The 24931-nt window shown below is 54.9% G+C and carries 22 protein-coding genes; 1 reads left to right on the top strand and 21 read right to left on the bottom strand.

What is annotated here, in order from left to right; genetic code table 11:
* Positions 1-3: 3 nt before the first annotated feature.
* The 21 genes from ONB24_01260 to ONB24_01160 all read right to left on the bottom strand — a co-directional run bounded on the left by ONB24_01260 (position 4) and on the right by ONB24_01160 (position 23745).
* Positions 4-555, bottom strand: a complete 552-nt coding sequence (locus ONB24_01260; protein MDZ7314729.1) for a hypothetical protein — start codon at positions 553-555, stop codon at positions 4-6.
* Between the two features lie 71 nt (positions 556-626).
* Positions 627-2042 carry a sugar porter family MFS transporter gene (locus ONB24_01255; protein MDZ7314728.1) on the bottom strand — a complete coding sequence of 472 codons (1416 nt, stop codon included), beginning with the start codon at positions 2040-2042 and terminating at the stop codon, positions 627-629.
* A 51-nt stretch (positions 2043-2093) separates the two neighbouring features.
* A complete protein-coding gene (locus tag ONB24_01250) occupies positions 2094-4094 on the bottom strand; it encodes a hypothetical protein (protein MDZ7314727.1) in 2001 nt (666 codons plus the stop codon).
* A gap of 12 nt (positions 4095-4106) precedes the next feature.
* A complete protein-coding gene (locus ONB24_01245; protein ID MDZ7314726.1) occupies positions 4107-5477 on the bottom strand; it encodes a sugar porter family MFS transporter in 1371 nt (456 codons plus the stop codon).
* Between the two features lie 59 nt (positions 5478-5536).
* Positions 5537-6793, bottom strand: coding sequence for a methyltransferase (locus ONB24_01240; protein ID MDZ7314725.1), 1257 nt, complete (start codon positions 6791-6793; stop codon positions 5537-5539).
* A gap of 78 nt (positions 6794-6871) precedes the next feature.
* Complete coding sequence (locus tag ONB24_01235; protein MDZ7314724.1) at positions 6872-7792, bottom strand: GTP-binding protein; 921 nt, start codon at positions 7790-7792, stop codon at positions 6872-6874.
* Positions 7792-9414, bottom strand: a complete 1623-nt coding sequence (locus ONB24_01230) for a thioredoxin family protein (protein MDZ7314723.1) — start codon at positions 9412-9414, stop codon at positions 7792-7794. Before ONB24_01230 ends, ONB24_01235 begins: the two co-directional genes overlap by 1 nt.
* A 61-nt stretch (positions 9415-9475) precedes the next feature.
* A complete protein-coding gene (locus ONB24_01225) occupies positions 9476-10717 on the bottom strand; it encodes an SLC13 family permease (GenBank protein ID MDZ7314722.1) in 1242 nt (413 codons plus the stop codon).
* Positions 10718-10997: 280 nt separating this feature from the next.
* Positions 10998-11408, bottom strand: coding sequence for a hypothetical protein (locus tag ONB24_01220; protein ID MDZ7314721.1), 411 nt, complete (start codon positions 11406-11408; stop codon positions 10998-11000).
* A 263-nt stretch (positions 11409-11671) separates the two neighbouring features.
* Positions 11672-13090: a sigma-54 dependent transcriptional regulator gene (locus tag ONB24_01215; GenBank protein ID MDZ7314720.1), complete on the bottom strand. Its 1419-nt coding sequence runs from the start codon at positions 13088-13090 to the stop codon at positions 11672-11674.
* A gap of 13 nt (positions 13091-13103) precedes the next feature.
* Positions 13104-15155, bottom strand: coding sequence for a PAS domain-containing protein (locus ONB24_01210; protein ID MDZ7314719.1), 2052 nt, complete (start codon positions 15153-15155; stop codon positions 13104-13106).
* 22 nt (positions 15156-15177) lie between these two features.
* Positions 15178-17181 (bottom strand): glycoside hydrolase family 127 protein, encoded by a 2004-nt coding sequence (locus tag ONB24_01205; GenBank protein ID MDZ7314718.1) that lies wholly within the window; start codon positions 17179-17181, stop codon positions 15178-15180.
* 22 nt (positions 17182-17203) lie between these two features.
* Positions 17204-18382, bottom strand: coding sequence for a DUF5597 domain-containing protein (locus ONB24_01200; GenBank protein ID MDZ7314717.1), 1179 nt, complete (start codon positions 18380-18382; stop codon positions 17204-17206).
* Positions 18280-18849, bottom strand: coding sequence for a beta-galactosidase (locus tag ONB24_01195; GenBank protein MDZ7314716.1), 570 nt, complete (start codon positions 18847-18849; stop codon positions 18280-18282). Before ONB24_01195 ends, ONB24_01200 begins: the two co-directional genes overlap by 103 nt.
* 15 nt (positions 18850-18864) lie before the next feature.
* Positions 18865-19434, bottom strand: a complete 570-nt coding sequence (locus ONB24_01190) for a cob(I)yrinic acid a,c-diamide adenosyltransferase (GenBank protein MDZ7314715.1) — start codon at positions 19432-19434, stop codon at positions 18865-18867.
* Positions 19427-20041: an HD domain-containing protein gene (locus ONB24_01185; GenBank protein MDZ7314714.1), complete on the bottom strand. Its 615-nt coding sequence runs from the start codon at positions 20039-20041 to the stop codon at positions 19427-19429. The genes ONB24_01190 and ONB24_01185 overlap by 8 nt, the downstream gene beginning before the upstream one ends.
* Entirely contained in the window at positions 20038-20964 is a 927-nt protein-coding gene (locus tag ONB24_01180) for a hypothetical protein (protein MDZ7314713.1), read from the bottom strand. The genes ONB24_01185 and ONB24_01180 overlap by 4 nt, the downstream gene beginning before the upstream one ends.
* Entirely contained in the window at positions 20961-21278 is a 318-nt protein-coding gene (locus ONB24_01175) for a hypothetical protein (GenBank protein ID MDZ7314712.1), read from the bottom strand. Before ONB24_01175 ends, ONB24_01180 begins: the two co-directional genes overlap by 4 nt.
* Before the next feature lie 8 nt (positions 21279-21286).
* Complete coding sequence (locus ONB24_01170) at positions 21287-21964, bottom strand: thymidylate kinase (protein MDZ7314711.1); 678 nt, start codon at positions 21962-21964, stop codon at positions 21287-21289.
* The gene (locus tag ONB24_01165; GenBank protein ID MDZ7314710.1) at positions 21961-22653 is read right to left on the bottom strand and encodes a thymidylate kinase; all 693 of its coding nucleotides are present in this window, start codon (positions 22651-22653) and stop codon (positions 21961-21963) included. The genes ONB24_01170 and ONB24_01165 overlap by 4 nt, the downstream gene beginning before the upstream one ends.
* A 255-nt stretch (positions 22654-22908) precedes the next feature.
* On the bottom strand, positions 22909-23745 hold the full coding sequence (locus ONB24_01160) for a sugar phosphate isomerase/epimerase (GenBank protein ID MDZ7314709.1): 837 nt from the start codon (positions 23743-23745) through the stop codon (positions 22909-22911).
* Positions 23746-23892: 147 nt separating this feature from the next.
* Here ONB24_01160 and ONB24_01155 point away from each other — a divergent pair, with 147 nt between their 5' ends.
* Positions 23893-24924 carry a flippase-like domain-containing protein gene (locus ONB24_01155; GenBank protein MDZ7314708.1) on the top strand — a complete coding sequence of 344 codons (1032 nt, stop codon included), beginning with the start codon at positions 23893-23895 and terminating at the stop codon, positions 24922-24924.
* Positions 24925-24931: the final 7 nt, after the last annotated feature.

The following is a 24931-nucleotide window of genomic DNA, read 5'->3' as shown; positions in this document are numbered from 1 at the left end:
CTATTAAAAATCGAAAGAATCGAGATAGAGCGTCATCCAGGCAGTCTGCATCTTGACAATGCCGATGTCCGGTGCCAGGACGTACGTCACCTCTTCGGTAGTCAGCTTGGCTGCATCGAAAGAAAAGACAACACAGTCCGCATAACTGTGCCCGTCATAGCTGACGGTCTGGTTCTTGGCGACGGTGACGGTATAGATAAAGTTGTCGGAAAGCTTTACTTCATAAGTTCCGCCGTCGGGAACGCGAAAGTCGAACCACAGGATCTCTCCGTTTGGCCGTTTCTTGTAGACATTGCCGATCTGGTCTTGGCGGAAGAGTTCGCTGGTCTCGGCTTTATTGCCGTAAGCATAATAGGTTTTGCCATCCAGTTCACGCGTCTCCCATACCCGATAGGTGATTTTGGCGTTCGGCGATTCCGGGTGGTAATAGTACCATTTGTAATTAACCTGCAGAGGAAACCAACGGTGATAATCCTGCTGCGGTTCAACGGGGTTTTTCTTGCTGCAGGCCGACAGCAAAACCGCCGCAATTAAAAGCCGATATACGACTTTCATATCTCCTCCTCATCAACGATCTATTTTCCAACCGCAAATTGAATGCAAATTACTCTTCCCCGGTAAGTTTATTATAATTGCCCGCACTCCAAACGAAACAAGGCTCTTTTATCCGACGGCTTTCCTCGCCGTCCCCAAAATCGTTCGATCTCTTCGAGCGACTTGCCTTTGGTTTCCGGCACCCAAGCCTTAACGACTGCAAAAAGCACGACGCAAAACCACGCATAAAGCCAAAAAGAAAACGCATGATGAAAGGTGCGCACGAGAAACTCGTCGGCATCCAGCATAGGGAACGTTTGCGAGACCAAATAGTTCGCGCCCCACAACATGACAGTACTGATAGCCATCATGCGTCCCCGCATGCGGGTTGGGAAAATTTCCGACAAGATGACCCAAGTAACGGGTCCCACGGAAAGTGCAAACGAGGCAATATAGGTGAGCACAAAAATCAGCAGACCGGCGCCGCTGATCTGCAAAAAAGCCGTCATTCCAAAGGCGAGCAGCGAAAGTCCCATGCCTGCCGCACCGATGAGCATGAGCGGCTTGCGGCCGTAGTGGTCGACGGTGTGGATGGCGACAAGCGTAAAAGCGAGATTACAGGCGCCGATGATGACCGTCTGCAACAGCGCGGCATCGGTGCTGCTGCCCAGCTTTTTGAAAATCTCCGGTGCATAGTAGATGATGACGTTGATGCCGGTGATCTGCTGCAGAACCGCCAATGCTATGCCGATCCACAAAATGCGCCGCAGTCCCGGTTTCAGCAATTCGGTCGGCGAGTTGCTTTCTTCGGCAACCGCCGCTTCGATCTCGGAAGCCATCCGTTCCGCTTCGGCCTCGCCGCCAATCCGCGCCAAGACCGCCTCGCCTTCTTTGCGACGCCCTTGCTTGATAAGAAACCGCGGACTTTCCGGCACAAAAAAGAGCAGCAGAAAGAAAAGCACCGCCGGCAGGGTTTCTGAACCGAACATCCAGCGCCAGCCCGTGGTCACATTCCATTCAGGATGCAGCGGATCCGCTATGAGATAGTTGACAAAATAAACGACCAGCATGCCGGAGACAATGGCCAACTGGTTCCAGGAAACGAGCCGGCCGCGCATGGCGGGCGGCGCAATTTCGGCGATGAACAGCGGCGAAGTCATGGACGCCGCCCCGACGCCGAGTCCGCCAATCATCCGATAGATCGCAAATTCGGCAAAAGTGCGCGGCAATGCCGAACCCACGGCAGAGATCGTAAAGAGGGCCGCCGAGATCAGCAGCACCTTTTTGCGCCCGACGGCATCGTTAAGAAAACCGGAAGCTGCCACACCGATAATGCAGCCGACCAGCGCGCTGGAAACCGCCCATCCTTCCTGCGCCGGATTGAGGCCGAAAAACTCTTTGAGAAACCCGACGCCGCCCGAGATGACCGCCGTGTCGTAGCCGAACAGCAGGCCGCCGAGCGCCGCAACAAACGAGGCAAAGTAAACGGCTTTTTTATTTGCGTCCAAATAACTCTCCCTCTTCTGCCGCCGTACTGCTTTTGTATTACGGCAGCCGATTCAATAGTGCACTTCTTTTTGCGCGACCCAATAACCGGTCGGGCGGTAGATTTCAACTCTCAATTTTCGGATCTCGAACGACGGCCAAGCCAACTCCACCTTCCGCATCGTTCCCGGCCGGATATCCGGCAACATGACCACTCCCCCTTCGATCGGCTGATCCAGAGCATTGGCGGCCGTCCACACCAGCCGGTAGGAACGCAGCGTATAAGCCGGAAAATCGTTCTCCAAACTGCGCGTTTGAACCGTAACGGCTACGCGCGTCAGCTTTTCTCCCCGCTGCAAAGGCGACAGGGTGATTGTCCTGATCGGCGACATTTCGTCCCGCAGGACCTCCCATGACGGCTTGCGCCGGTTGAGGAGATCGACGACGCCGTGAACGCGCTGCTGATACGCGCCGCGGCCCTTGTCGCCGATGTGGGTTCGATAGTCATTATAGTCGAAAAAAATAGCACCCGCAACGTTCTTGTGCCGCCGATAGATTTCCGTATGCGAGCGAAGGATTTCGATGCGCCGTGAATCTCCGACCGGATTATCCGGCGAGCATTCGCAGAGACCGTATTCGGAAATGACGACGGAATGGTTCGGAAGCTCTTTGGCCATTTGCAAAAGCTTGCGATCGACATCCTCCAGCCCGCCGCCGTACCAGGATTCATAGTAATCATTCCATTCCACAAAATCGACCAGCTTTGCAGCATCCTGCGCCGGAGCATGGTGCACGGTGTTGGAAGCGTAGGTAAGCAGACGATAAGGATCCAGGCGGCGCGCTATGCGAATACCGTTCTGTATAAAAACATGTCCCGCGTCCTCGAGACCGCGGATTTCATTGCAAAGACCCCAGGCGTAAATCGACGGATGATTGTAATGAGCAAGAATCATCTCTTGGGTCTGCTGTTCTTGCACGGCCGCCAAGGTTTCCAGTCGCGTGGCCGCACCCCAAGTCGGAATCTCTTCTTGGATCAGCAGACCACAGCGATCCGCACATTCGAACACCGCATCGTCCTGTTGCCAATGAAAACGGGTGATGACGGCGTTGAGCCGTTTCATATCCTCCAGTACACTGCAGACATAGTCGATCGGCTCGGCCATGCCGAATCGGGGATCGCTGCCGGGCATCCACTCGACGCCCATCAGCCGCATCGGCTCGCCGTTCAACCAAAAAAAGCCGTCGCGCACCTCTACCTGCCGAATACCAAAGCGGGTGGACAAGCGATGCAGCAGCTGGTTGCCGTCGTACAGCTCCGCCGCAAAAGTATACAGATTGGGAAAATCAAAATGCCAAAGCTGCGGACGGTCAATACGGCCCCCGAACCGAACAATCGCCTCTGCAGGCTGATCAAAAGAACAGACGAGATTTCCCGAAGGATCATAGACAAACGCCCGCACCATCAATCCCTCAGGACGAGTGACGCGTACAGCGGCAGTCAATTCGGCAGATTTTTCAAGCGGGCGGGCATCGACGCGCAGTTCGAATAGATGCTGCGGCGGCAGAGCCCGCAATCGAACGCCGCGAATAATGCCGCCGTCGTTGGCCCAGTCAAAAGAGTCCTTGTACGGCAGCGCCGTTTCGGAAAAACGATTGTCGACGCGCACGGCAATGAGATAGATGCCGGCATCGCTGCGCGGCACGTCAAGCGCAAAAGGCGTCCATCCCGAATTGTAATGACTGCCGATCTTTCGGCCGTTCACCCATACATCGGCGTCACGGTAAACGGCGTCGAATTCGAGGCGCAGACAGGCGTCCTCCGGCGCATGGAGATGCACCGTTCGCCGATACCAGGCTGCTCCGCGATAGTCCTCAAATCCGGCATCGACCTGCCAAGTATGAGGAACGCGGACCGGCCGCCAGTCCCAATCCGAAAAGTCGCCTGCGAACCAACGGTTTTGCACCCCAACGTCCAATGGGTCGGTCTGGAAACGCCATTCGCCGCTCAAAGAAACCACCTCTTGGGCCGCCGGTTGCGCAGCAAGCATCAGCAGCAAAGCAAGCAGCAGACTCATAAAGCCTCCTGTTCATGAGCGCATCAGCGCGGTTTCGATCTCTTCCAAAGATTTCCCTTTGGTCTCCGGAACTTTATGCAGGATGAAGAAAAAACCGCCGACGCAGACGGCGGTATAGATCCAAAATGTTCCGGAAGCGCCGAAAGCGCGGTTGAGATAGGGGAAAGTATAGGTCAGTACAAAACAGGCGATCCACAATGCGGAAACCGAGACCGCCATGGCTGCTCCGCGAATGCGGTTAGGAAAGATTTCCGAAATTACCACCCACACTACCGGCGCCAATGACATGGCGTAACAGGCGATGGCAGCCACGACAAGCAGAAGCATCAAAGGGCCGGTGAGGTGCAGTCGATAACCGGCGCCGAGGAGGACATAGAGGATGCTCAACCCGCCCGCGCCGACGATCAGCAGCGGCTTTCTGCCCCAGCGGTCAACGGTGCGGATGGCGATAAAGGTGAACAGCAGGTTGATCGTACCGGTGATGACGATGTTGAACAGGATGTCGCTGACGCCGTAACCGGCGGCGGCAAAGACCTCTTCGGCATAGTTAAAGATGACATTGATGCCGCACCACTGTTGAAAGACGGCAAGAGTCACGCCGATCGTCAGCACGCGCAAAAGAGGCGGTTGCAGCAGCTCACGATAATTCACGCGCCGATTCTCGCCGGCCAATGTGGCCTGAATTTCCCGCATGCTTTGTTGAGCAAAATCATCGCCGCCGATTTTTGCCAGCGTTCGCAAGGCCGAATCATAACGGCCGTTCTTAACCTGCCATCGGGGACTTTCAGGCACAAGGAACATGGCCAAAAGAAAACAGGCTGCCGGAAGCGTTTCGGCGCCGAACATCCAGCGCCAGCCGTATTGTCCATTCCAGGACTGCAGAATCTCTTCGGCAGAAGCGCCTGCGGGGACCGGCTGCGCGATCAGCCAGTTGGCCGTCTGCGCCGCCAGAATGCCGATGACGATGGTCAACTGATTAATCGAGACGAATTTGCCGCGCATCTCCGCAGGCGAGATTTCGGCAATATACATCGGCGACAGATTGCTCGCCAAGCCGATGCCGACGCCGCCGAGCAGACGGTACCAGACAAAGCCGGAAAAGCGGCGCGCCAGGGCAGTGCCTACGGCAGAGATAGTGAACAACGCCGCCGCCAGGATCAACAGCCTTTTCCTGCCGAAACGGTCTGCCGGCCCGCCGGAAAGCAGGGCGCCGACAAGGCAGCCGACCAGCGCGCTGCTCATAGCCCAGCCGATTTCAAAGGAAGTGGTGAGGTTAAAAAAGGCTTCGTAAAATGGCTTGGCGCCGCCGATCACTACCCAGTCGTAGCCGAAGAGCAGGCCGCCGAGCGCCGCAGTTAGTGACAAAGCCCAAATGTACGGCATTCGATAGTCGAATCGTCTTTTCACGCAGCCCTCGCGAGTCGGGTTAGGGCGTCGGGGCATCAATCGCCGTTGAATTCGCGCACAGCCTGAAGCATGGCGACCACGTTTTCCAACGGTACATTGCCTTGAATATTGTGGACGGTATTGAAGACAAAGCCGCCGTCGCGGGAAAAGATTTCACAGTTGCGCAGCACCTCGGCGCGAACCTCCGCGGGCGATTTGAACATGAGCGTGGTCTGGGTGTCGACGCCTCCGCCCCAAAACGTGATCTGGGCTCCGTACTCTCTTTTCAGATGCTTTGGATCCATGCCGGCGGCGGCAATCTGTACCGGATTGAGAATGTCGAATCCCGCCTCGATGAACAAAGGAATGAAGGGTTCGACCGCCCCGCAGGAATGCTTAAAAGTCTTCCAGGTCGTGTTTTTGTGAATCCAGTCGTTCATGCGCTTGTAATAGGGCAGCCAAAGAGTGCGAAACGTCTCCGGCGAGCAAAAGGTCGAGCTTTGCGTGCCGAAATCGGTGCCGCAGATAAAGACAATGTCCACCAAATCGCCGACACGCTGCCAAAGCTTTTCCAAGTTGCGCACTGCAATCTGCGTTTGCCGGTCGAAAATCTTTCGAACATAATCCTGACGGATCAACGTGGACAGGTACCATTCCTGCACATCGCGGATGCCTTTCGGGTGAGTCAAAAAGGGCGCCGGTACCAGGGCAATGTCGCCGAGCGCCGTGCCGCCGAACGAGGCAATGACCGCTCTGCCGGTGGCGCGCGCCTGCTTTGCTTTCTGTTCAAAGTAAGCCAGATCGACCTCGGAAATCTCACTAAACTCTTCAAGATTGTCCTCCACGTTCAGACGGGAATCGTCGATCGGCTCCTGGCGGATGATGCTGTCAAAGAAATAGCCGCCCTTGGGCATGCGGCCGCTGGGCGGCGCCGAACGATCGCCTTTGGGATAAATGACGTAACTGCCGTCCGGCTGCAGGTCGGTTTGAAAATGCTCGGAGACCAGGACGGTGAAATCATCGAGAAAACGCCATTCTTTCCAATTCTCATTGGGAAAGCCGAACAGCGTCTCACGGCCGAAAACCCCTTCCACATCGACGCCGAGCGCTTCCTGCAGATCCGGCTCCACTAAACCGAGCATCTGATAAGGCTCATGAACCTTGACCAGTCGTTTTTCGAGATTAAAATAGTCCCGTAATTCCGCCACGATTTTGGCATGAATTCCCGTAACCGCAGTCGCACCAAAGTCGATCGGAACTTTATCCGGCTGACGGTGCGATAAACTTTGCAAAACCCTATCGCGTGAAGTCATGGCCATATGCTCCCTAGATGGTTGGCGATAAACTGCATCTTTGCTTGCCGAATTTTTCGGCATTCGACTGCGCTTTGCCTATTCAGCTGAAGTGTTTTTTTCGCAGGAGCGACGAAAGCGTTCAGCACACTCGTCCTGCTTCACCTCCGGCCCGATGACAACCAGTTGCGTCACACCGGTGTAATCGGGCACGGTATCCACTTGCAGCTTGCCGAAAACCGCCTGCACGGAAACGGCACCGCCGTCCGAAAGCCGCACATATCCCTTTATACGCCATGCCGAAGCAGCCTCTTGTTCGAGAAATTTTTCCAGTGCCCGGCGTTCGACTTTTACGCTGCTTTTGAGGATTGCTGTGCCGACTTCCGGCCTGCCCGACAACTCACCACAGCACTGCTTCGGCAGGCTCCGGATTGATTCGATCGCGACGGCATTCGTTGCGCAATAGACTGAGCGAACGATCGGCGCCGCAGGATTGATTTCCCGCAGCCGCGCTTCTATGCACTGCAGCTTTGGTTCATCGACCAAATCTGTTTTGTTAAGCAAAAGCAAATCGGCGACCTGAACTTGATGCCTCAGCCGCACATTGCCCCGTTCCAGCAGCAAAAATGAAGCGGCGTCTACGATGCACCAGACATTGGCGAGGTACACCTTGCCGCTGAGCGACGGTGCAGTCAAAATCTCCGCCACGGCAATGGGATCGGCCAGGCCCGAGGCTTCGAGGAAAACCGCGTCCGGCGCATAATGATCAATGAATTCCGCCAGAGAGGTCGTAAAGTCGGCAATCAGGCAGATACAAAACACCGAGCCGCGGTTGATTTCCAAAAGATGAAAAGCTTTGCCCGTGCGGTACAGTTCTCGAGCATCGACATTGACGTCGGCGAACTCGTTCTGAACGACGGCAATGCGTTGAGAGTCGGCATAGCGTACCAACAACTGCTTGAGCAGCGTCGTTTTACCGCTGCCGAGAAAGCCGGTGATGACGTAAAGCGGAACAGCCACTAAACGATTTCCTTTATCCACTCTTTGACCGCAGCGACTTGCGGTACAATGCCTTCCGCTTTGATTTTATAGACGGCCAGGACCACTGCCGGCGTCAAAGCGACGCCGAATTTGTGCATCTCCTCAGGGTTGCAGCTTTTAATAAGGTCGATATCGGCGCCGGTTTCGCGCAGTGCGCGGCGAACAACCTCCTCCAACGGCGCCAGCTCTTCTTCCGTTTTCCCGAACAAATAGAGCGCCCCTTTACGGGAGCGAATTTTGAACAGCAGCTTTTCATTGATTCGGCGCTGAATGGCGGCGATGAGCTCTTCTTTGGGCGGTATACGGGAAACAAAAGTGATCTTACCGTCGATGCAGATGGTGGGAATGTTCTTGACCATCAGGGAGGTCATAAACTGAACCGACTCGGTGTGCTTGATCTTGTGCTCGCGCCAAACAACGATGTCTTTGAACTGCGGCGCCACGGCCTTGACCGATTCAACCATGTACTGACACGGCGCGCAGGCTTCGGAATCGAGGGTAATGATGTCGACGATCACGCGGTCGCTTTTGCCGTAATCGCTCATATCCCACACTTCACAAATTTCGCCGGAGCTGCTGACGGCGCGGGCCACCTCCCGTTGATAAGGGTCGTGGACCAGCTCGGCAACGGCGCGCAGATTAGCGATCGGCGTGCGGTAGGGAAGATCGCAGCCGGGCGCCAGGATAAAGCCGCGCTCGCCGCCGATATCTAGAGTTTCCACAACGTGCCGGTGCACGTCTTTTTCGCTGCCGAGCAGTAATACCACGGTCAACTGCAGGTTCCCGCCGAAACTGATCCCGCGGCTGAGACAGACTTCGCGTACAAAGTCGAGAGGAATGTTTTCGTCCACCGAAATATTGTCGGGCCGACACTCGCACATGGCTTCGATGTTTTGTTGGGCATGGCCGCAGACAAAGAACGAGCCGAGCGCCCTTCGGCTGCGGATATGAGAAAAGATAGCCGTCGCTGGTTCCGTAACAAACTGCCGAAAAAGATCCGGCCCGATTTGGCTGGTCATGGGATCGACAACGGCAATAACGTCGGCACCGGCATCAAGGTAAAAATCGGCCATACGCTCGGCCACCCGCTGCGTGAAGGCAAAGAGTTCCTTGATGCTCTCAGGCTCGAGCATCATTTTCATGAAAATGTCGGTTCCTAAAAGATGGAGGGCGAGGGTAAACGGACCGGTAATCAATCCATAGAGAGCCAAGTCCGGAAATTTTTGCCGCAGACGCTGCGCCGCTTCCAAAACGATCGGCAGGCGTCCGTCATCGGCATTCGGCAACGCCAGTTCGCCAAGAGGGCATCCTTCGGCCAAGGGATGCGAGACGACCGCGGGGGGATTTTCAGCCGCCCATTCGAGTCGGCAGCCGAGGATCTCGGCCTCGAGCTGCAGATCGAATACAATCGGCAATCCGTCGGGACGGTAGAGCTCCACGGCTTTTGTCAGGCCGTTCACGATATGATCTGCGGAACGCAAATAATCGGCAGCGCTAACGCCGATCAAGGCGCCGCCGTGCACGCCCACAAAAGGCGTCCACGGTACTCGTTCGACGTCCTGCAGGGTCATTGCCGCTCGAATGAGTTCGCGTCCATGCATAGAATAAAACCTCCCAATATAAATTCAAGGTTGACAGTTTTGAAATGCGGCCTGCCCAAGATCAGGTTGTCACGGCAAGCCAGAGAAAAAGGACAAGTAATGAGAACAGGGTCACCGGCACACCGATCTTGGCATGTTCGCGAAACGTGATCGTAACGCCGAAAGGCTTGGCCTGCTCGAAAACGATCAGATTGGCGATGCTGCCGATGGTGATCAAGTTTCCGGCAAAGGTGCTGGAAACTGCCAGAGCATACCATTGAATCGGTTGATGCGGATCGAGAAATTTAACCAACAACATCACAGCGGGGACGTTGCTGACCAGATTGCTTAACAAGGTGGAAACGCCGCTGAGGAGATACGGATTACGCAGGTCTGCCCCCCGCCGCTGCAGTTCGTCGGCAAGGTAGGACGGCAATCCAGCCTCCGTAATGCCGTGAATGACGATGAACAGCGACAAAAACAGCACCAGCAGGTTCCAATCGACCAACGCCATGATTTCGCGCGACTCCAACTTTCGACTTAACAGCAAGATGCCGGAAACGGCGATAGCCGAGAGCTCGCGGGGCAGGGGCGAAAAAAACAAGATGACCAAAACTGTTACGGCCAAAATCCCTTTGGCGCTTTGCCAGGCATTGAACTCAGGCCAGCGGGTTTGCGTCTCGGAAAACGGCAGGGGCTGCGTTAAGATCATCCGTCTGCGAAAGGCTAAAGCAATAATTCCGTACGCGCCGGCCAAGGAAACAAGAGCAGGCGGCGTACACCAGAGCACAAACTGAGCAAAATCGAGTCGGCCCACTTGGCCGATGAGCATGTTCTGCGGGTTGCCGATGATTGTGGCTGCCGAGCCGATATTACTCGCCGCCGCCAATCCCAGCAGAAAAGGCACAGGATTGAGCCGCGTTTCCGCCAGTGAATAGACCAACACCGGCGTAAAGGCCAAGCAGATGATGTCGTTGGCCAGGAGTGCCGAAAGAAAGGCGCTGACCGACATGATTAAGGCCAGCAACAGCAGAGGCCGCGTCGACAGATGCGTAATGCGCAACGCTGTACGTGTATAGAATCCGCCCAGGCGCAATTGCGCGGAGACGATCATCAAGGAATATAAAAGGAGAAGCGTCGGCAGGTCGACGGCGCGATGGACTTCAGAAACGGACACACCGCCGAACACCACCATCGCGGTTGCGCCGAGGACGGCAATGCCCACACGGTCGATCATCAAACCGGGAATTTCCCCCAGCGCAATACCGATATAGGTTAAGACAAAAAGAAGCGTAATGAAGGAAGAGTTTGGGGTCGGCAGCATCTCATTAGAATCAGAAATTTGTTTTCAGAGCGATGACTGCTTTCAACGCCATAAAATCAATGCAAGGCGAAAATACGCTATTTTTTTCGAATTCCCAACCGGAAAGAGAAAAGGTTAACCAATAAAAAAGCCCCGGCAGAGGTCTGCCGGAGCCTTTCTTAGGAGAGTGCAATCATGAAGCGTTTAATATGAGGTATGATGAAGCACATTGTATATGTTGCAGCCTGGGGGAGAGTGAAGCATCTCTCCCCCATCATTGAGAAAGGAAAGGAAACAGGGCTCAATTGTTGAATGCGACCACGGCTTTATTGAGTTCGTTGTACAGGGCGTTAAAGAAAGCCGCCGGATCTTCCGGATCTTCGACTTTGACGCGGGCCGCCAACTCGGGGTTGTTGATGTAAGCATAAGCCAGGTTGGCGTTAACACGAATCAGAGAACGCTCGTCGTTGCGGCTCAGCTTCAGCAGCATGTCGTTAAAGACCGTCAGATCGACATCCGGATAATCGGATTTGATCTTGGCAATGACATGCAGCGCGCTGTTGCGTGCTCCTGCATTTTCGCTCTTGAGGACATCCAGCAGTGCTCTTTTTGCCAATTCAATGCGTGCTTTTTCCACATTCGTCGGTTGATCAGCGGCAAATGCAACAGTCGTCAAGAGAGCAATCGTCAAAACATATATCATCCGTTTCATAGCTTCCTCCTTTAGGTTTTGTTCAGCTACGCCATTTGTTTATCAAAGGGCGTGCCAAACAGCATTTTAATCACATAAGTGCTTATTTTTTAGCATAATTATCCCAACACAGACCTTCCGGAAGGAAACAGAGAGGGGAGCCACGTTGTAAACGCGTCGACGGAGAAAAGTTGAGTTAATCTTTTTAATATTTATAATTTAAGGTATGTTGCTCGAAAAAGAGATTGGGAAGAAATGTGGCACCCCTTTGAAGAACTTTGGACTCAGGCGTCCTTCATTCTTTGCAGCCGATTGTTTAAAGCGCGCCGAGATAGACCGAGCAGGCCTGCGGCGATGGACTGATTACCCTCGGCGCGGCGCAGCGCTTCGGCGATCAGAGCGGTTTCCACTTCCCGCAAGGTCGGCAATGGGTGACCAAAGCTGACCGGAACCGCCGCACCCTCCTCCTCGAAAAGCTCTGCCGCACCGGTAGACAACCGGCCCTCTATCTTTTCGCGAAACGATTCGGTGGACAACACCCCGCCTTGATGTCGGCTGACGGCATCGAACACCATGCCCTCCAGCTCGCGGATGTTGCCCGGAAACGGGTAGTTGCGCAGGAGGATCAGCAACTCACGGGGATAATTCGGCTTTTTGACGCCCAACTCTTTGGCCGCTTTGTCTAAAAAGAAATCCAGCAGCAGCGGAATATCCTCTTTACGTTCGCGCAGCGGCGGAAGATGAATGTGGTGCGACTGCAGACGATAGAACAAATCCTTGCGGAACAAATCCTTTTTTGCCAGCTCTTCGATGTTCTGCAGCGTGGCGACTACGATCCGCGCGTCGCTCATCTTGGGCATGTCGGAGCCGAGCGGATAGTATTGCTTTTCTTGGAGCAGACGCAGCAGCTTGACCTGCGATTCGATCGAAAGATCGCCGATTTCATCGAGGAACAGCGTACCGCCAGCCGCCCGCTCGATGAGCCCAATGCGGTCGCGATCGGCGCCGGTAAAAGCACCCTTTTTATGGCCGAACAATGTATCGGAGAACAGATTGTCGTCCAATCCGGCGACGTTTTCGGCGACAAATTCGCCGCGCCGGCCGCTGAGAACGTGAATTGCCCGCGCCATCAGCTCCTTGCCCGTGCCGGTTTCGCCGGTGATGAGCACCGGCAGCGAGGTCCTGGCGATGGCTTCGGCATACTGAAAGATGGCATGCATGGCCGGGCTGGCGGTGATGATGGCCGAAAAAGCCTCGGGATGTTTGAGTTTGCGCGACAGCAGATATTCCTTCAGACGAATGTTTTCGGCGCGCATTTGGCTGATTTCGAGCGCGCGGCGGATCGCCGAGGTGAGTCGCGCTTCGTCCACGGGTTTGAGCAGGTAATCAAAGGCACCGGCCTTCATGGAAGAGACCGCGGTCTCGACGTCGTTGACCGCGGTGATGATGATCACCGGAATCTCCGGGTAATCGCGAATGATCTTGGGCAGCAGCACCCGCCCCGGCACATGCGGCATGTTCATATCCAGAGCAATAACCGAAACGTCGTTTTCGGCTAAAAACGGTTCCACCTCGCGGCTGTCGCTGATGCTGACGACGTTGGTCAGCCCCTGCGCAGCCAGCGTCATCTCGACGCTGGTCAAAAAATCCGGCTCGTCGTCGATCAGCAGGATCGGCATCTCCGGGCTTTTGTTTCGACTCACGTTCTGCTCCTCGTTAATTCCCTTCGGCAATGGGCAGATAAAGGGTGACCGTGGTCCCTTCTCCCAATTTGGATTCCACCTGCAGGCGGCCGCGGTGATCGCTGACGATGGAATAGGCAATGGCGAGGCCGAGACCGGTGCCTCCGCCGTCCCGTTTGGTGGTGAAAAAGGGATCGAAAATGTGCTTCATATCGCTCTCCGAAATGCCTTCTCCATTATCTCGTACAATGGCATAAACCATATTTTGGGAGCGATCGACACCGGTGCGTATGGTAATTTCGCGCGGCGGTTCTTTTAACGCCTGACAGGAATTGGTAATCAGATTGATCAGAACCTGCTCGAGCTTTTGGAAATTGCCTTTAACACGCGGCAGACTCTCCGATTTGACGAAAGAGAAAGAATCGGTTGACTTTTTGATGAGGTTATTGACGATCATGATTGCGGCATCGACGACCTCGTCGAGGTCGACCAGCTGGTCCATGGCTCCCGTATCCTGACGGGCATAGTCCTTCAGCCCGTTGACGATGTTTTGAATGCGCTGCGACCCCTTCTGAATTCCGGCGATCAGCTCGCCGATCTTTTCGCGGGCAATTGAGTAAGGCATTCCGGCCACCACATAATCGCCGTTTTCCTCGAAATAGCGATCCAAAATCGGCTGCACCGAACGCCAGGCCTTGCCGATCATCTCGGCATTCAGCATGATGAAATTGTTCGGATTGTTGATTTCGTGCGCCATGCCTGAGACCAGGATGCCGAGCGTGGCCATCTTGTCGGTTTGGCGCAGCTGTTCTTCCTGCAGCCGTCGTTGTTCCTCGGCCTTTTTCAACTCCGTGATGTCGCTGATCAGGCCGTCGTAGGAAACCACATTGCCCTGTTCGTCTTTGCGCAGGACGATGGTGCTCTTGACCCAGCGCAAAGAGCCGTTGCGGTGAATGATCCGGTGTTCCAACGGCGGCGGTTCCTCGCCGCGAAGCGCCTTGCGGGCATGCTCGACCACCAGCGGCTGATCGTCGGGATGCACCATTTCCAGCCACAGATCAGGATTGATGGCAAAATCTTCCTGCGTATAACCGGTGACGGCGAGCGAACCCTGGCCATGATAGGTATGAACCGGTCGACCATCCTGCACCTTTACCGAGTAGATGTAATCGGTCAGATGATGCAGCAGCTGACTGTAGCGCTGTTCACTCTCGATGACTTCGTCAAGAATGCGTTTCAGTTCGGTAATATCGGCATAGTGTTCGATTCGGCCGCCGCGGTAAAGACCGCTGCGGATCGGCATGCTCCAATACTCAAGCCACCTTTCGCGCAGTTCGCCGAAATTACGCACGCGCACTTCGAAATGCTCGGTCCGTTCCGTATCTTCGTACGTAGCCGTAACGCGGCGGGCAAACTCGGCGCCGTTTTCGAAAATGGCGGCCAGGCAATCCTGCACCAGCCGACGCGCATCTCTGCCCAGCACCTCTTCCCGCCTAACGCCCAGATAGTCGGTATAAGCACGGTTGATCCACACAATGCGCAGATCGGCGTCCAAGATCGAAATGCCGATGCGCGAATTTTCCAGCACGTCGTTGATCAGGGAGCGATACTTTTCTTCGCTCTGCAGGAGATCGAGTTCGGCCTGTTTCTGCGCTGTAATGTCGGTAATCAAACCGTTGTAGGCATAGACTTTTCCTTGGCCGTCGCGCAGCAGCACGATGGTGTTGCGCACCCAGCGAATCGAGCCGTCGCGATGCATAATGCGATGAATCAGCGGCGGCACATCCTTGCCCAGCAGCGCCTGCGAAGCCTGCCTGGTGACCGCTTCGCGATCGTCGGGATGCACCATACGATACCACAGCTCCGGATCCTCGGCATAATCCTGAGAAGAATAGCCGGTTACCGCGATGCAGCCCGGGCCGTGAATCGTCTCCACCGCCTTGCCGTCTTCCACGCGCACCGTGTAAATATAGTCGGAGAGATAATTGACCAGCTGCTGATAGATCTGCGCAATCTCCGAATCGCGCTGAGATGTCACTATAGGATAAGTTGTACAAGATTCGCTATGTTGATTGCTTTGCTTCACAACGCCAAAATCTCTCAATAAATCATTCAATGGAAGAGAGAATCCTCAGACGCTCGATTTTTCTAGGCAGCCAAACCGTCATTTCGCCTTTTCCGCGATGCGCCCAGGCATAATAAGGTATGGCGGTAAACGGCTGCCGTTCGGTGCCGACCGAAAGGCCGTCTTGGGCAATCTTGAGCGCGACTGCGGTCCCGCGAACGACGGTAACGCCGCCGAGCAATGACGGTTCGAAAGCGGAAGTCAAATTTGCGGAATCGGGCAGGACCAGGTTGAGCACCTGGCCATAATTGTCCGGCCATTCGGCACAGTAGACCAGCGGACCGCGCTGCAGAGCAACCTTGCCGCGGTCTTCGACGACGTTCCGGTGGGCAACCACGCGCCTCACCGGCATCGGCAGCAACAGTTCGAGACGATCGCCGCGCTTCCAGACCCTCGAAATGACGGCAAAGCCTTTATCCTCTTGATAGGAGACGGGAGCGCCGTTCAACAGTAGCTGCGGCTTTTCGTCGGATGGTTCAAGAAATTGATAAAGATCACTGGGAACCGGTCTGCCGGTCGCCCAGCCCGGAATGCGGACATGCAGAGTGAATCGGCCGGCCTTTTTCGGGTTGACGATCAGTTCGATTCTGCCGTCCCAGGGATAGTCGGTTTTGAGGTTCAATTCGACCGGAATTCCCTTCGGATTTACTGTGGTCCGACTGCTGATAAAGAGGTTGACATATACATCCTCGCCCTTTTCGGCAAAAATATAGCCGGGCAATGAGGGAATAAACCGACAAAGGTTGGAGGGACAGCAGGCGCAGCCGAACCAGGGGCTTCGTTCGTCGCCGTCGGTTTCCAGGACGTTGGGATAAAAGAAAGTTTTGCCGTCCAGCGACAATCCGGACAGCAGGGCGTTATAGAGCGTACGTTCCAAAACATCGAGGTATTCGGCACTGCCGTGAAGAAGAAACATGCGATGGTTCCAAAAGACATTGGCGATGGAGGCGCAGGTTTCACAGTACGCCGTGCGGTTGGGCAGATGATAAGCCGGTCCGAAGGCTTCTCCTTCAGGAACATCGCCGATGCCGCCGGTCACGTAAAGCTTGCCGTTCACCACGCTGCGCCAAATTCGATCGATGGCGCTTAAATAGGCCTGATCTCCCGAAAGAGCCGCCACGTCGGCCATGGCTGAGTACATATAGGTCGCCCGTACCGCATGCCCGATCGCCTCTTCCTGCTCAACCACCGGCTTGTGATCCTGCGTATAGGTCGCCAACTCCCAGTTTCGGCCGTATTCGGGATATTTGCGGATGCCTCGTCCGCGAAGATCGAGAAAGAACCGCGCCAGGTTCAAGTATTTTTCTTTGCCGGTGAGGCGATAGAGCTTCACCAGGCCGATTTCCACCTCTTGATGACCGGGGTAATCCTGCAGCTTATCGGGACCAAAGGTTTCGCACAAAAAGTCGGCGTTTTTAAGCGCCACATCGAGCAGAGTCCGCTTTCCGGTCGCCTGAAAATGCGCCGCAGCCGCCTCGTAAAGGTGACCGACGTTGTACAACTCGTGACTGCTGCGCAGATTGTCCCACCGCTTTTCGTTGTAGCAGCAATAGATGCCCGGATTGCTTTCGCGAGCTTTAAGGGTCCAGGCGGTGTAAAGATAGCCGTCATCTTCCTGAGCCGCAGCAATATAGGAGATCAAGCGATCGAGGTAGGCGTCGAGTTCGGCGTCGTAATGCAGCGACAGCGCATAAGCAGCGCCTTCGATGATTTTATAGACGTCGCTGTCGTTGAAACCGAAATCCCCTTCAAATTTGGCCGAAATGAGGCCGCTTGCGGCCATAAAGTTGCGAATGCGACCGGTCTCTTCGCTCTGGCGAAAGGCATGCGGAATGGTCTCCTTGATGACCGTTTCCATGCGACCGCGCCAAAAAGTATCCTGAACTTCAACCGCCGTAAACGGAAGCGGCCGAATGGGATAGTCGTTCCCATAAAGGTATCCGACGGCACTAATCAGCAGGGTCAAACTCATGATTGTCGCCTTCATCGTTTTTTCTCCCAAGAATTTATTAAAGCCGATACACAATCACTCTTTGCAGAGCATACTCTTCCGGCGGTTTGGGCAACGGCGGATGCGTCGTGCTTTCCTTCAGACCGGCAGCGAGTTCCGGGTTCAGCAGTTCCGGCACGATGACTCTTTGATGCGCAGCGGTCTCGTCGCCGTTCAACCGACGGCAGAGTCTCCAGTTCCCATCTCGATAGACCAGTTCATCAACCTGCAGAATGCGTGGAGCTGCTTCCGTTTCACATTTCGGCAAAAAATGCAGCTCAAAGCCCGAGCCGCCGACCAGAAATGTGTCGACGCCGGTTCGGACAATCAGCCCGTAGCCTATGCCGGCTTTGGCATGATAGCGGATGAAAAACCGGTACTCGCCGAGACTTAGCGTATCCGTCTCATCGCCTTCCTGTAGTACGCCCGCCATGTCTCGGCCGCCGCAATGCGTCGTCAAAATCGGTGCAAGAGACTGCAGAAAGCCGCACCCTTTTTGAAACGCCAGGGGGTCGAGAATATCTTCGATGCCAAAGGGCGCACAACAGAGGGCGTTGTGCTGAGCAAACGCATAGAGTGCCCGCGCCGTGCTTTCTCTGTTTCGATGCGTTTCCGGGATAAGCAGCGGATAGTCGCTGCGCGCATAGTCGGCGCAGATCTGCTTGAAATTCGGCAGATAGATGTCCGGCGCAAACAGATCGATCGACGGCGCGGCGGCGCGCCAAACGTCGATCACCTTGTCGATCGGCCCGCCGCTGGGATACTCGCCGGGTTTCTGCCCCTCAGCGCGCAGCCAGGCATTGACGTACATCGGCAGCGGATATTCTGCTTTGCCGGCGCGGGCGACTGCCTCAACATAGGAGGCAATGTACCAGGCGGAAAAGACTTCTTCTGCTTCGTCGCCGAAAACCTCCCGCCAGGTACCTGTTGCGCCTTTGCGCCAGGCGGCGCGCAATTCGGGATGCAGTCGGTTCTCCCGTTTGCTCAGCGAATCGAGCAGCTGCCGCGGCACCGGCGAGTGAAATGCCGAATCGGCTGCAGCGCAAAAATCACGCGCATCACCCAAAAGGCCGGTCTCGTTCTCCACCTGCACCATCAGCACCGTTTGTTCGAATGCGTCGACCTGACGCAAATGGCGGAGAAGCGCGGCAAAAGCGCGGGTATCCGCTTGCTGCGCTTCACGACACAACGCCGACAATATCTCCCGCTGCTCACCGCTGCGCGTTCGGGCGCGGAAAAACGGCGCGTGTCCCGCTTTACCCAGGCCGGCACATAACTCGATTCGGTGTTTTTCCACGAGCCGAACCACAATAGCACCAGTTTGAGGCCGTTCTCCCGCGCCGCAGCCAAAAGGCCGTCAACGACCGTAAAGTCGAATTCGCCTTCATGCGGCTCGATCAATTCCCAGGACACCGGCGCCAAAACGGTGTTCAGGTTCAAAGCGGCCAAACGCGCAAAGAGGCTGTCCATTGAGTCCAAACAAGAGGCGCTGGAATTGTGGAGCTCGCCCGCGATCATGAGGAACGGCTGATCGTCGACAATCAGCCGCACGGCGCCGTCGCGCTCTTCTAAACGCGGCAAACGGCCGGTGAGCTCGGGCGTTCGGCTGCAATTGAGAAGCGTAAAAAGCAACAAAAAAGCGAGGCGATCCTTGCTTCGGCGCATGATGTTTAATTCCTGTCATGAAATTTCCGGATGCGCATAAGGCACGCCGGCGGCAAACTCTTCATAGCGGGCAAAGAGAAAAAGGCAATCCGAGAGTCGATTGATATAAGGAAGAATGGACGGGTTACTCAGCGGCTCATTTTCTTCGAGCTCGACGATACGTCTTTCGGCGCGACGGACGACCGCGCGCGCCGTATCGAGAACCGCCGAGCTTTCACATTGACCGTAAAGGACAAACTTGCGCGGCAGCTGCAGCTGCTCTTCCACCTGTGCTGCTTCGCTCTCGATCTGCTGCAAATGCTCGCCTTTCAGACGCAGGTTCAGCAAGTGCAGCCGGTTTATCGGACAGGCCAGCTCGGAATTAATGACATAGAGATGATTCTGCACGGTCAACAGGAATTCTCGCGTTCTTTCCTGGAGCGCTTTGGCCCGTGCCCAGCCGATGAGGGCGTTCGCTTCGTCCAGCGTGCCGTAGGCTTCGGTGCGCAAATGGTTCTTTTCCACTGTCGATCCGTCGATCAGTTCGGTTCTGCCGCCATCTCCCTTTTGCGTGGACAGTGACGGACGCTTTGCGTTGTCATTCATGTCTCTGTCTCTGCAGATTGATGTTGCGCACCGAGTCGATGAGGATATCCAGGCCAAAGACCTCGCTGAACATGCCGCGTTTTTTTTCAAAGGCATAGAGCTCGAATCCCAGGTCATAACGGCAAAAGACCTCCAATCGAACGAGGTCATGGTCGATATGACAGATGATCTTTTCGACAACGTCGTTATGGGATCGATCAAGACTGTCGGCGATGCGAAGAATTGCCGCCAATTTGAGGACGACCTGCTTGGCAGGATCGCTCAGCAGTGCGAATTTTCGATGCTTGATTTTCGGCGATGACTTGCGATGGTAGCGGGCGATATTGGCAATGATCAGCTTCTCTTCGTCGCTCCACCCTGCCAGCTCGGCGCCGAGAATAAGCCTCTGCGACGCCTTATGATGCGCCGTCGCGCTCTGCGACCAGCCGATGTCGTGCAGCAGCGCCGCCGCTTCCAACAGTCCGCGCTCGCGGCTGCCGAGACCGTGCAGCTCTGTCAACTGGTCGTAAAGTTCCAGCGCCAGCCTGGTCACATGACGCACATGTTCCGGCTCTCGCTCATACCGCTTAAGTAAAAGGTTGACCGATTCGATTTGCAACTGATTCAACTGAACCACTCCTTTTCCAATACCGCTCCGAACAAAGCGTCACGCAACGTAATTTTTAGCTTTTGCACGCCGAAAAAATCCATCATTTCTCGATAGATCAGCAGGCCTGCCGGCAGCACTTCGGCCCGTTCCGATGGTAGTCCCGGCATCGCTCGCCGTTCCGAGAGGGCTTTTCGGATAACTTTTATGATCAAATCCTCGAGTTCCTCCCGCCGAACCTCGCGTCCTTCCACTTCAAAGGGATCGGCAACGGCGCTCTTTTCACACAAAACAGCGGCCGTATAGGCGGTCCCGCCGGAAGCAACCAGCAGTCCGGCACATAAAGGCGGCAAAGCTCCCAATACCGATCGAACATGTTGCCGGAGGGCTTGTTGTTCATCGTGCGTCGGCGGATCAGTGTGGAAAAAACGGCGCGTCTCGCGGCTGCTGCCGAGCTGCAGACTAACGGACGATAACATCGCCCGGTCTTCGCCGGCAATGATTTCGGTGCTGCCGCCGCCGACATCGCACAGCACCCATCGCCCTTTCCAGTCGATGCCGCTCGCGGCGCCGAGAAAAGTCAAACGCGCTTCCTCTTCTCCGCTCAGCACAAAACACTCCGTACCGCTCTGTTGCCGGATCTGACGAACCACCTCGTCGCGGTTAACGGCATCGCGGGCGGCGCTGGTGGCAAAGAGGCGAACCTCATGCGCGGCCATCTTTTTTGCAGTAGAACTGAAGGTACGAACCGCGGCGGTAACGCGCCGAAGCGCAACGACGTCAAGGGAGCCGTCCTCGAGAAATCCGGCACCCAATCGCGTCAGTGCTTCCTGGTAAAAAACGGGCAGCACGCGCCCGTTATCATCCACATCGGCGATCAGCAGACGCGTCGAATTGGTGCCGATGTCGATTGCGGCGCGCCGCAACAGCTGACGAGGTGTCATGTTGATTCAAGACGATTGCTGATTGTCTTGACCAACTCGTGAATGCGCCGAATATCCTTAAATCTGCCTTTATCCTTTTTATAGCGCGTCGAAGCGATCAATTCGAGAAGAAATTTGAGTGTCTCGACTTCCGGTTTTTTTTCGACCTCATCGCCGGTCGAATCGCCGCGCAAAAGGGAGATCAGATTGACCAATTCGGCTTCGACGGTGGTGCGATAGCGCTCGACCGTCCGGCTGAAATCCTGGCGCAACAGTTCAAGTTGAAAAGCCAGTTCTTTCGCAAGCTCGTCGCTGTCCATCTCTTTTTCAGGCATATCGTCACCTACAAGATTTTTTCGATGCGACGCTGAAGGTCTGCTGCGATCACCTTCGGTCGGCGGTTGCCGTTTACGGTCTGGAAACCGTAGCGTTTGCTCAAATCATGAAAGATCAGGCGTATCTTGCGCTGATATTTGATAAAGCTGTCGAAAATGTCGCGCGACAGACGGATGTCCATGCCCGACTCCCAATAATCGAGCGTCTTGTTCTTGTTAAGATTACGTTCGATCAAATAGCGGGGAGCCACATCGAGATAGAAGACCACGTCCGGAACGATGGCGATCTGTTCATAAATGCCGCGTAGCCAGTCCGGATTACCCCCACGCACGATATCGCGCGACATCAATGTATAGATGTAGCGGTCGGCCAGCACGATGAATCCGGCTTTTAGAGCCGGAATGATGCGGTTTTCCATCTGATCGGCAAAATCGGTTGCATAAAAGAGACTCATTGTTAAGGGGCTGAGAATGTTTCCCTTCATAGCCTCTTCGAGCTCGGCGCTGACCAAATTGGAGCGCTTGAGTCCAACATCAACTACGGCTTTGCCGCGGCCCTCGAGCCATTCGGTCAGCAGACGAATTTGCGTCGATCGGCCGGAGCCGTCCGCCCCTTCGATGACGATCAGTTTGCCCGTCAGCTCATCCGCATTGACGCCTGGAATGCCTTTTCCATAAAATTTCATAGGCTCACCTTTGAACGCAGTTTGTATTGCGGCAAATCGACCCGCTGCTTTACAATATTGCGTACCTCCATCTGGACAATATCCGCCGGCCGATTGCTGTCGATGACGGTAAATCCGAAGGGCTCGATCATACTTTCATACGCGTCATTGATGCGTCCCTGAAAGATGCGAAAGCTCTCATAAGGATCGGGCGAAAGATTCAAGTCCATACCCGCCTCGTGGTATTTGAGCTCGGGCCGGCCTTCGAGGATGCGCGCGATGGCAACCGCCGGCTCCACGCGGAAGAAAAAGGTAATGTCCGGCATCGCCGCAAAGCTGTAGAGATTTTTCACCCATTCGGGATCGCAGCCGCGCACTACATCGCGCGCAAAGGCAGTAAAGAAATAGCGATCGGAAAGCACGATATAGCCTGCGCGCAAAAGCGGCCAGATCTGTCGTTCATAACGATCGGCAAAGTCTGTGGCATGAATGAGAGAAAAGGTCGTCGGCGTCAGCAGTTTGAGCTTTTTAGCTTTTTTGGTCGCTCGTTTGACGAGAAAGGAAGAGTTCCACTCGGTAAACGAGACGCGATAGCCTTCGATCTCCAGCCATCGTTTGAGCAGATAGATCTGCGTCGACTTGCCGGAGCCGTCCAGCCCTTCGACCGCAATCAATTTGCCCTTTTGCTCGTGATGTCTGATTTTAACCATAACAATCCTTTAAGCGGGCATCCTGTTCGTTATGATAAAAAACGACTGATTTTTTCAATATGACAAAAACGCTAGTTCTTTTATTCCAAACGGCTTTTTATTGCCGATCGCTTCTGCTCCAGCAGTTTTTCAATAGCACCGACGGATGAAAAATGTATTTCCGCCTCGTCTTTCTACCCTCTTTTTAAGAAGCACCATTCCATAACATGAGGCCATAAGGAGAGTTTTTCAGAGTGGAAAAATTTTCCCGCAAGTTTATCGATTTTCGAGCAACCGTCTTAAAAGTTGTACGCCTTTTTCGATATCCTTGGCCTGCGCTTCGCCGGCAATCTCCCGCTCGATCGTCAACGGTCCCTGATAGCCGATCTCATCGAGGGCAGCGATAAAGGCGGCCATATTCACATGACCTTCGCCGAGCGGCGTTTCCATGCCCCACTCCTGTCCGGGCTTTTCGGCCCAGCGCGCGTCCTTGCAGTGAACGCTGCGCACGTAACGGCCGAGCAGGCGCAAGGCGGGAAGCGGTTCGCCGGAACCGTAAAGAATCATGTTGGCCGGATCGAAATTAACGGCCAAATTGGCCGCATCGACATCTTTGATGAACCGCAGCAGCGTCTCGGCGGTTTCCTGGCCGGTTTCCAAATGCAGGCGCTGGCCGTTACCCGAGCAGTATTGAGCCAGCTCCCGAACCGCCGATACCAGCGGCGTGTAGTTGGGATCGTCTGGGGCCTCCGGAATAAAGCCGATATGCAGGCCGATTGCATCGACGCCGAGTCGACGCGCAAAGTCGGAAATCTGTTTGGCCTCGAGCAGACGTTCCTGCCGCGTAGCTGCCGGCGCCAGACCCACCGTGCGCTTGACCGTGGGAATATCGGCATAGCTTTCACCGGGAAAACCGCAAAAAACCACGGTGATCTTTAAACCGGCGTCGGTAAAAGACTTCTGTAGTTCGGCGATTTTCGCCGGCGTGCGTTCCGTTGCCGGCGGCGCCAAAATCTGTGCCGTAGGAATGCCGAGCCGCTGCGCTGTCCGGAGTCGAAGCGGCAAATCCTGATCGCAAACAATAAAGATCCCTAAGGGTCTCTCGGCGCTCATCTTTTCCTCGTTTGAAATGACGTTAAAAAAACCTACTTTTTCCCGCGGTAATTCCCTCTAGTTAGCGCAAAATATAGGGATTTGTCCGGGGGGAATCAAGCATATTAAGCAAATTTGCGGGAGAAGAGCGGATTTTTGGGAGTAAGGATGACCAAAGGCATCAAAGATTGGAAAGTATGGGTCGGTTTTGCTTTTGCTTTTCTCTGTTTGTATCTGGCTTTCCGAAAGGTCGATTTGGCACAGATGGCGGCTGCTTTTCGACGTATAAACGTCCTCATGCTGTTGCCCATACTAGCCGTCATCTTTTTTAGCCACTGGCTGAGAGCGCTTAGATGGCGCTATTTCCTCAGCTCTACCTCCCGCCTTGATATGAATATTTTATTTTCAGCTTTGATGATTGGTTACATGACCAACAACTTTCTGCCGGCTCATTTGGGCGAAGTGGTACGCGCCTTTATCGTCTCGCGACGCAGATCGGTTGCCGGCGGTACCGTATTTGCCACCATCGTCATCGAGCGGCTTTTAGACGCCTTTACCCTTTTGCTTTTGGCAGCTTTGACCCTGCTTGTCTTTCCCTTTCCGGACTGGGTGCGGAAGAGCGGCATGATTACCTTGGCTGTCCTCATCTTGTTTCTCGCGTTTTTAATTTGGATGAAGAGACATCGTGCTGCGGCAAGCCGGCTCATCGAAAGACTTTTTTCGCCCCTGTCCGCCCACCTCAGCAGCCGCCTCGTGCACCTAGTAGGCTCCTTTCTTGACGGCTTGACTGCTCTGCGGCGGAAAAGGGACTATCTCATCGTCGCCGTCCTTTCCGTGGTCATCTGGTTCTGCTATATGTATGTTTTCCGTCTCGGGCTCGCGGCATTCGGCTTTGATAAACTTTACAACTTGCCCTGGACGGCTTCCCTTGTGCTGCTGGTCATTACAACTATAGCAGTCGTCGTCCCTTCCTCCCCCGGCTATGTCGGCACCTATCATTACCTTTGTCAGTTGGCGCTCGGCCTCTACAATGTGCCGCCGGGTGAAGCGTTGACTTTTGCCTTTGTTATTCACGGCATCAACTTTATTCCGGTATTGCTCGTGGGACTGATTATCCTCTCGCTGATGGGCCTGAGCTTCAAAACCGTTCAGCAGCAGGCCGAGCATTTCGAGGAAGAAACCGAGTCGCCGACAAGCTGAGAAGCAG

The sequence above is a fragment of the candidate division KSB1 bacterium genome, assembly GCA_034505495.1.
Lineage (GTDB): Bacteria > Zhuqueibacterota > Zhuqueibacteria > Residuimicrobiales > Krinioviventaceae > Fontimicrobium_A.
This window is presented reverse-complemented; position numbering and strand designations above follow the sequence as displayed.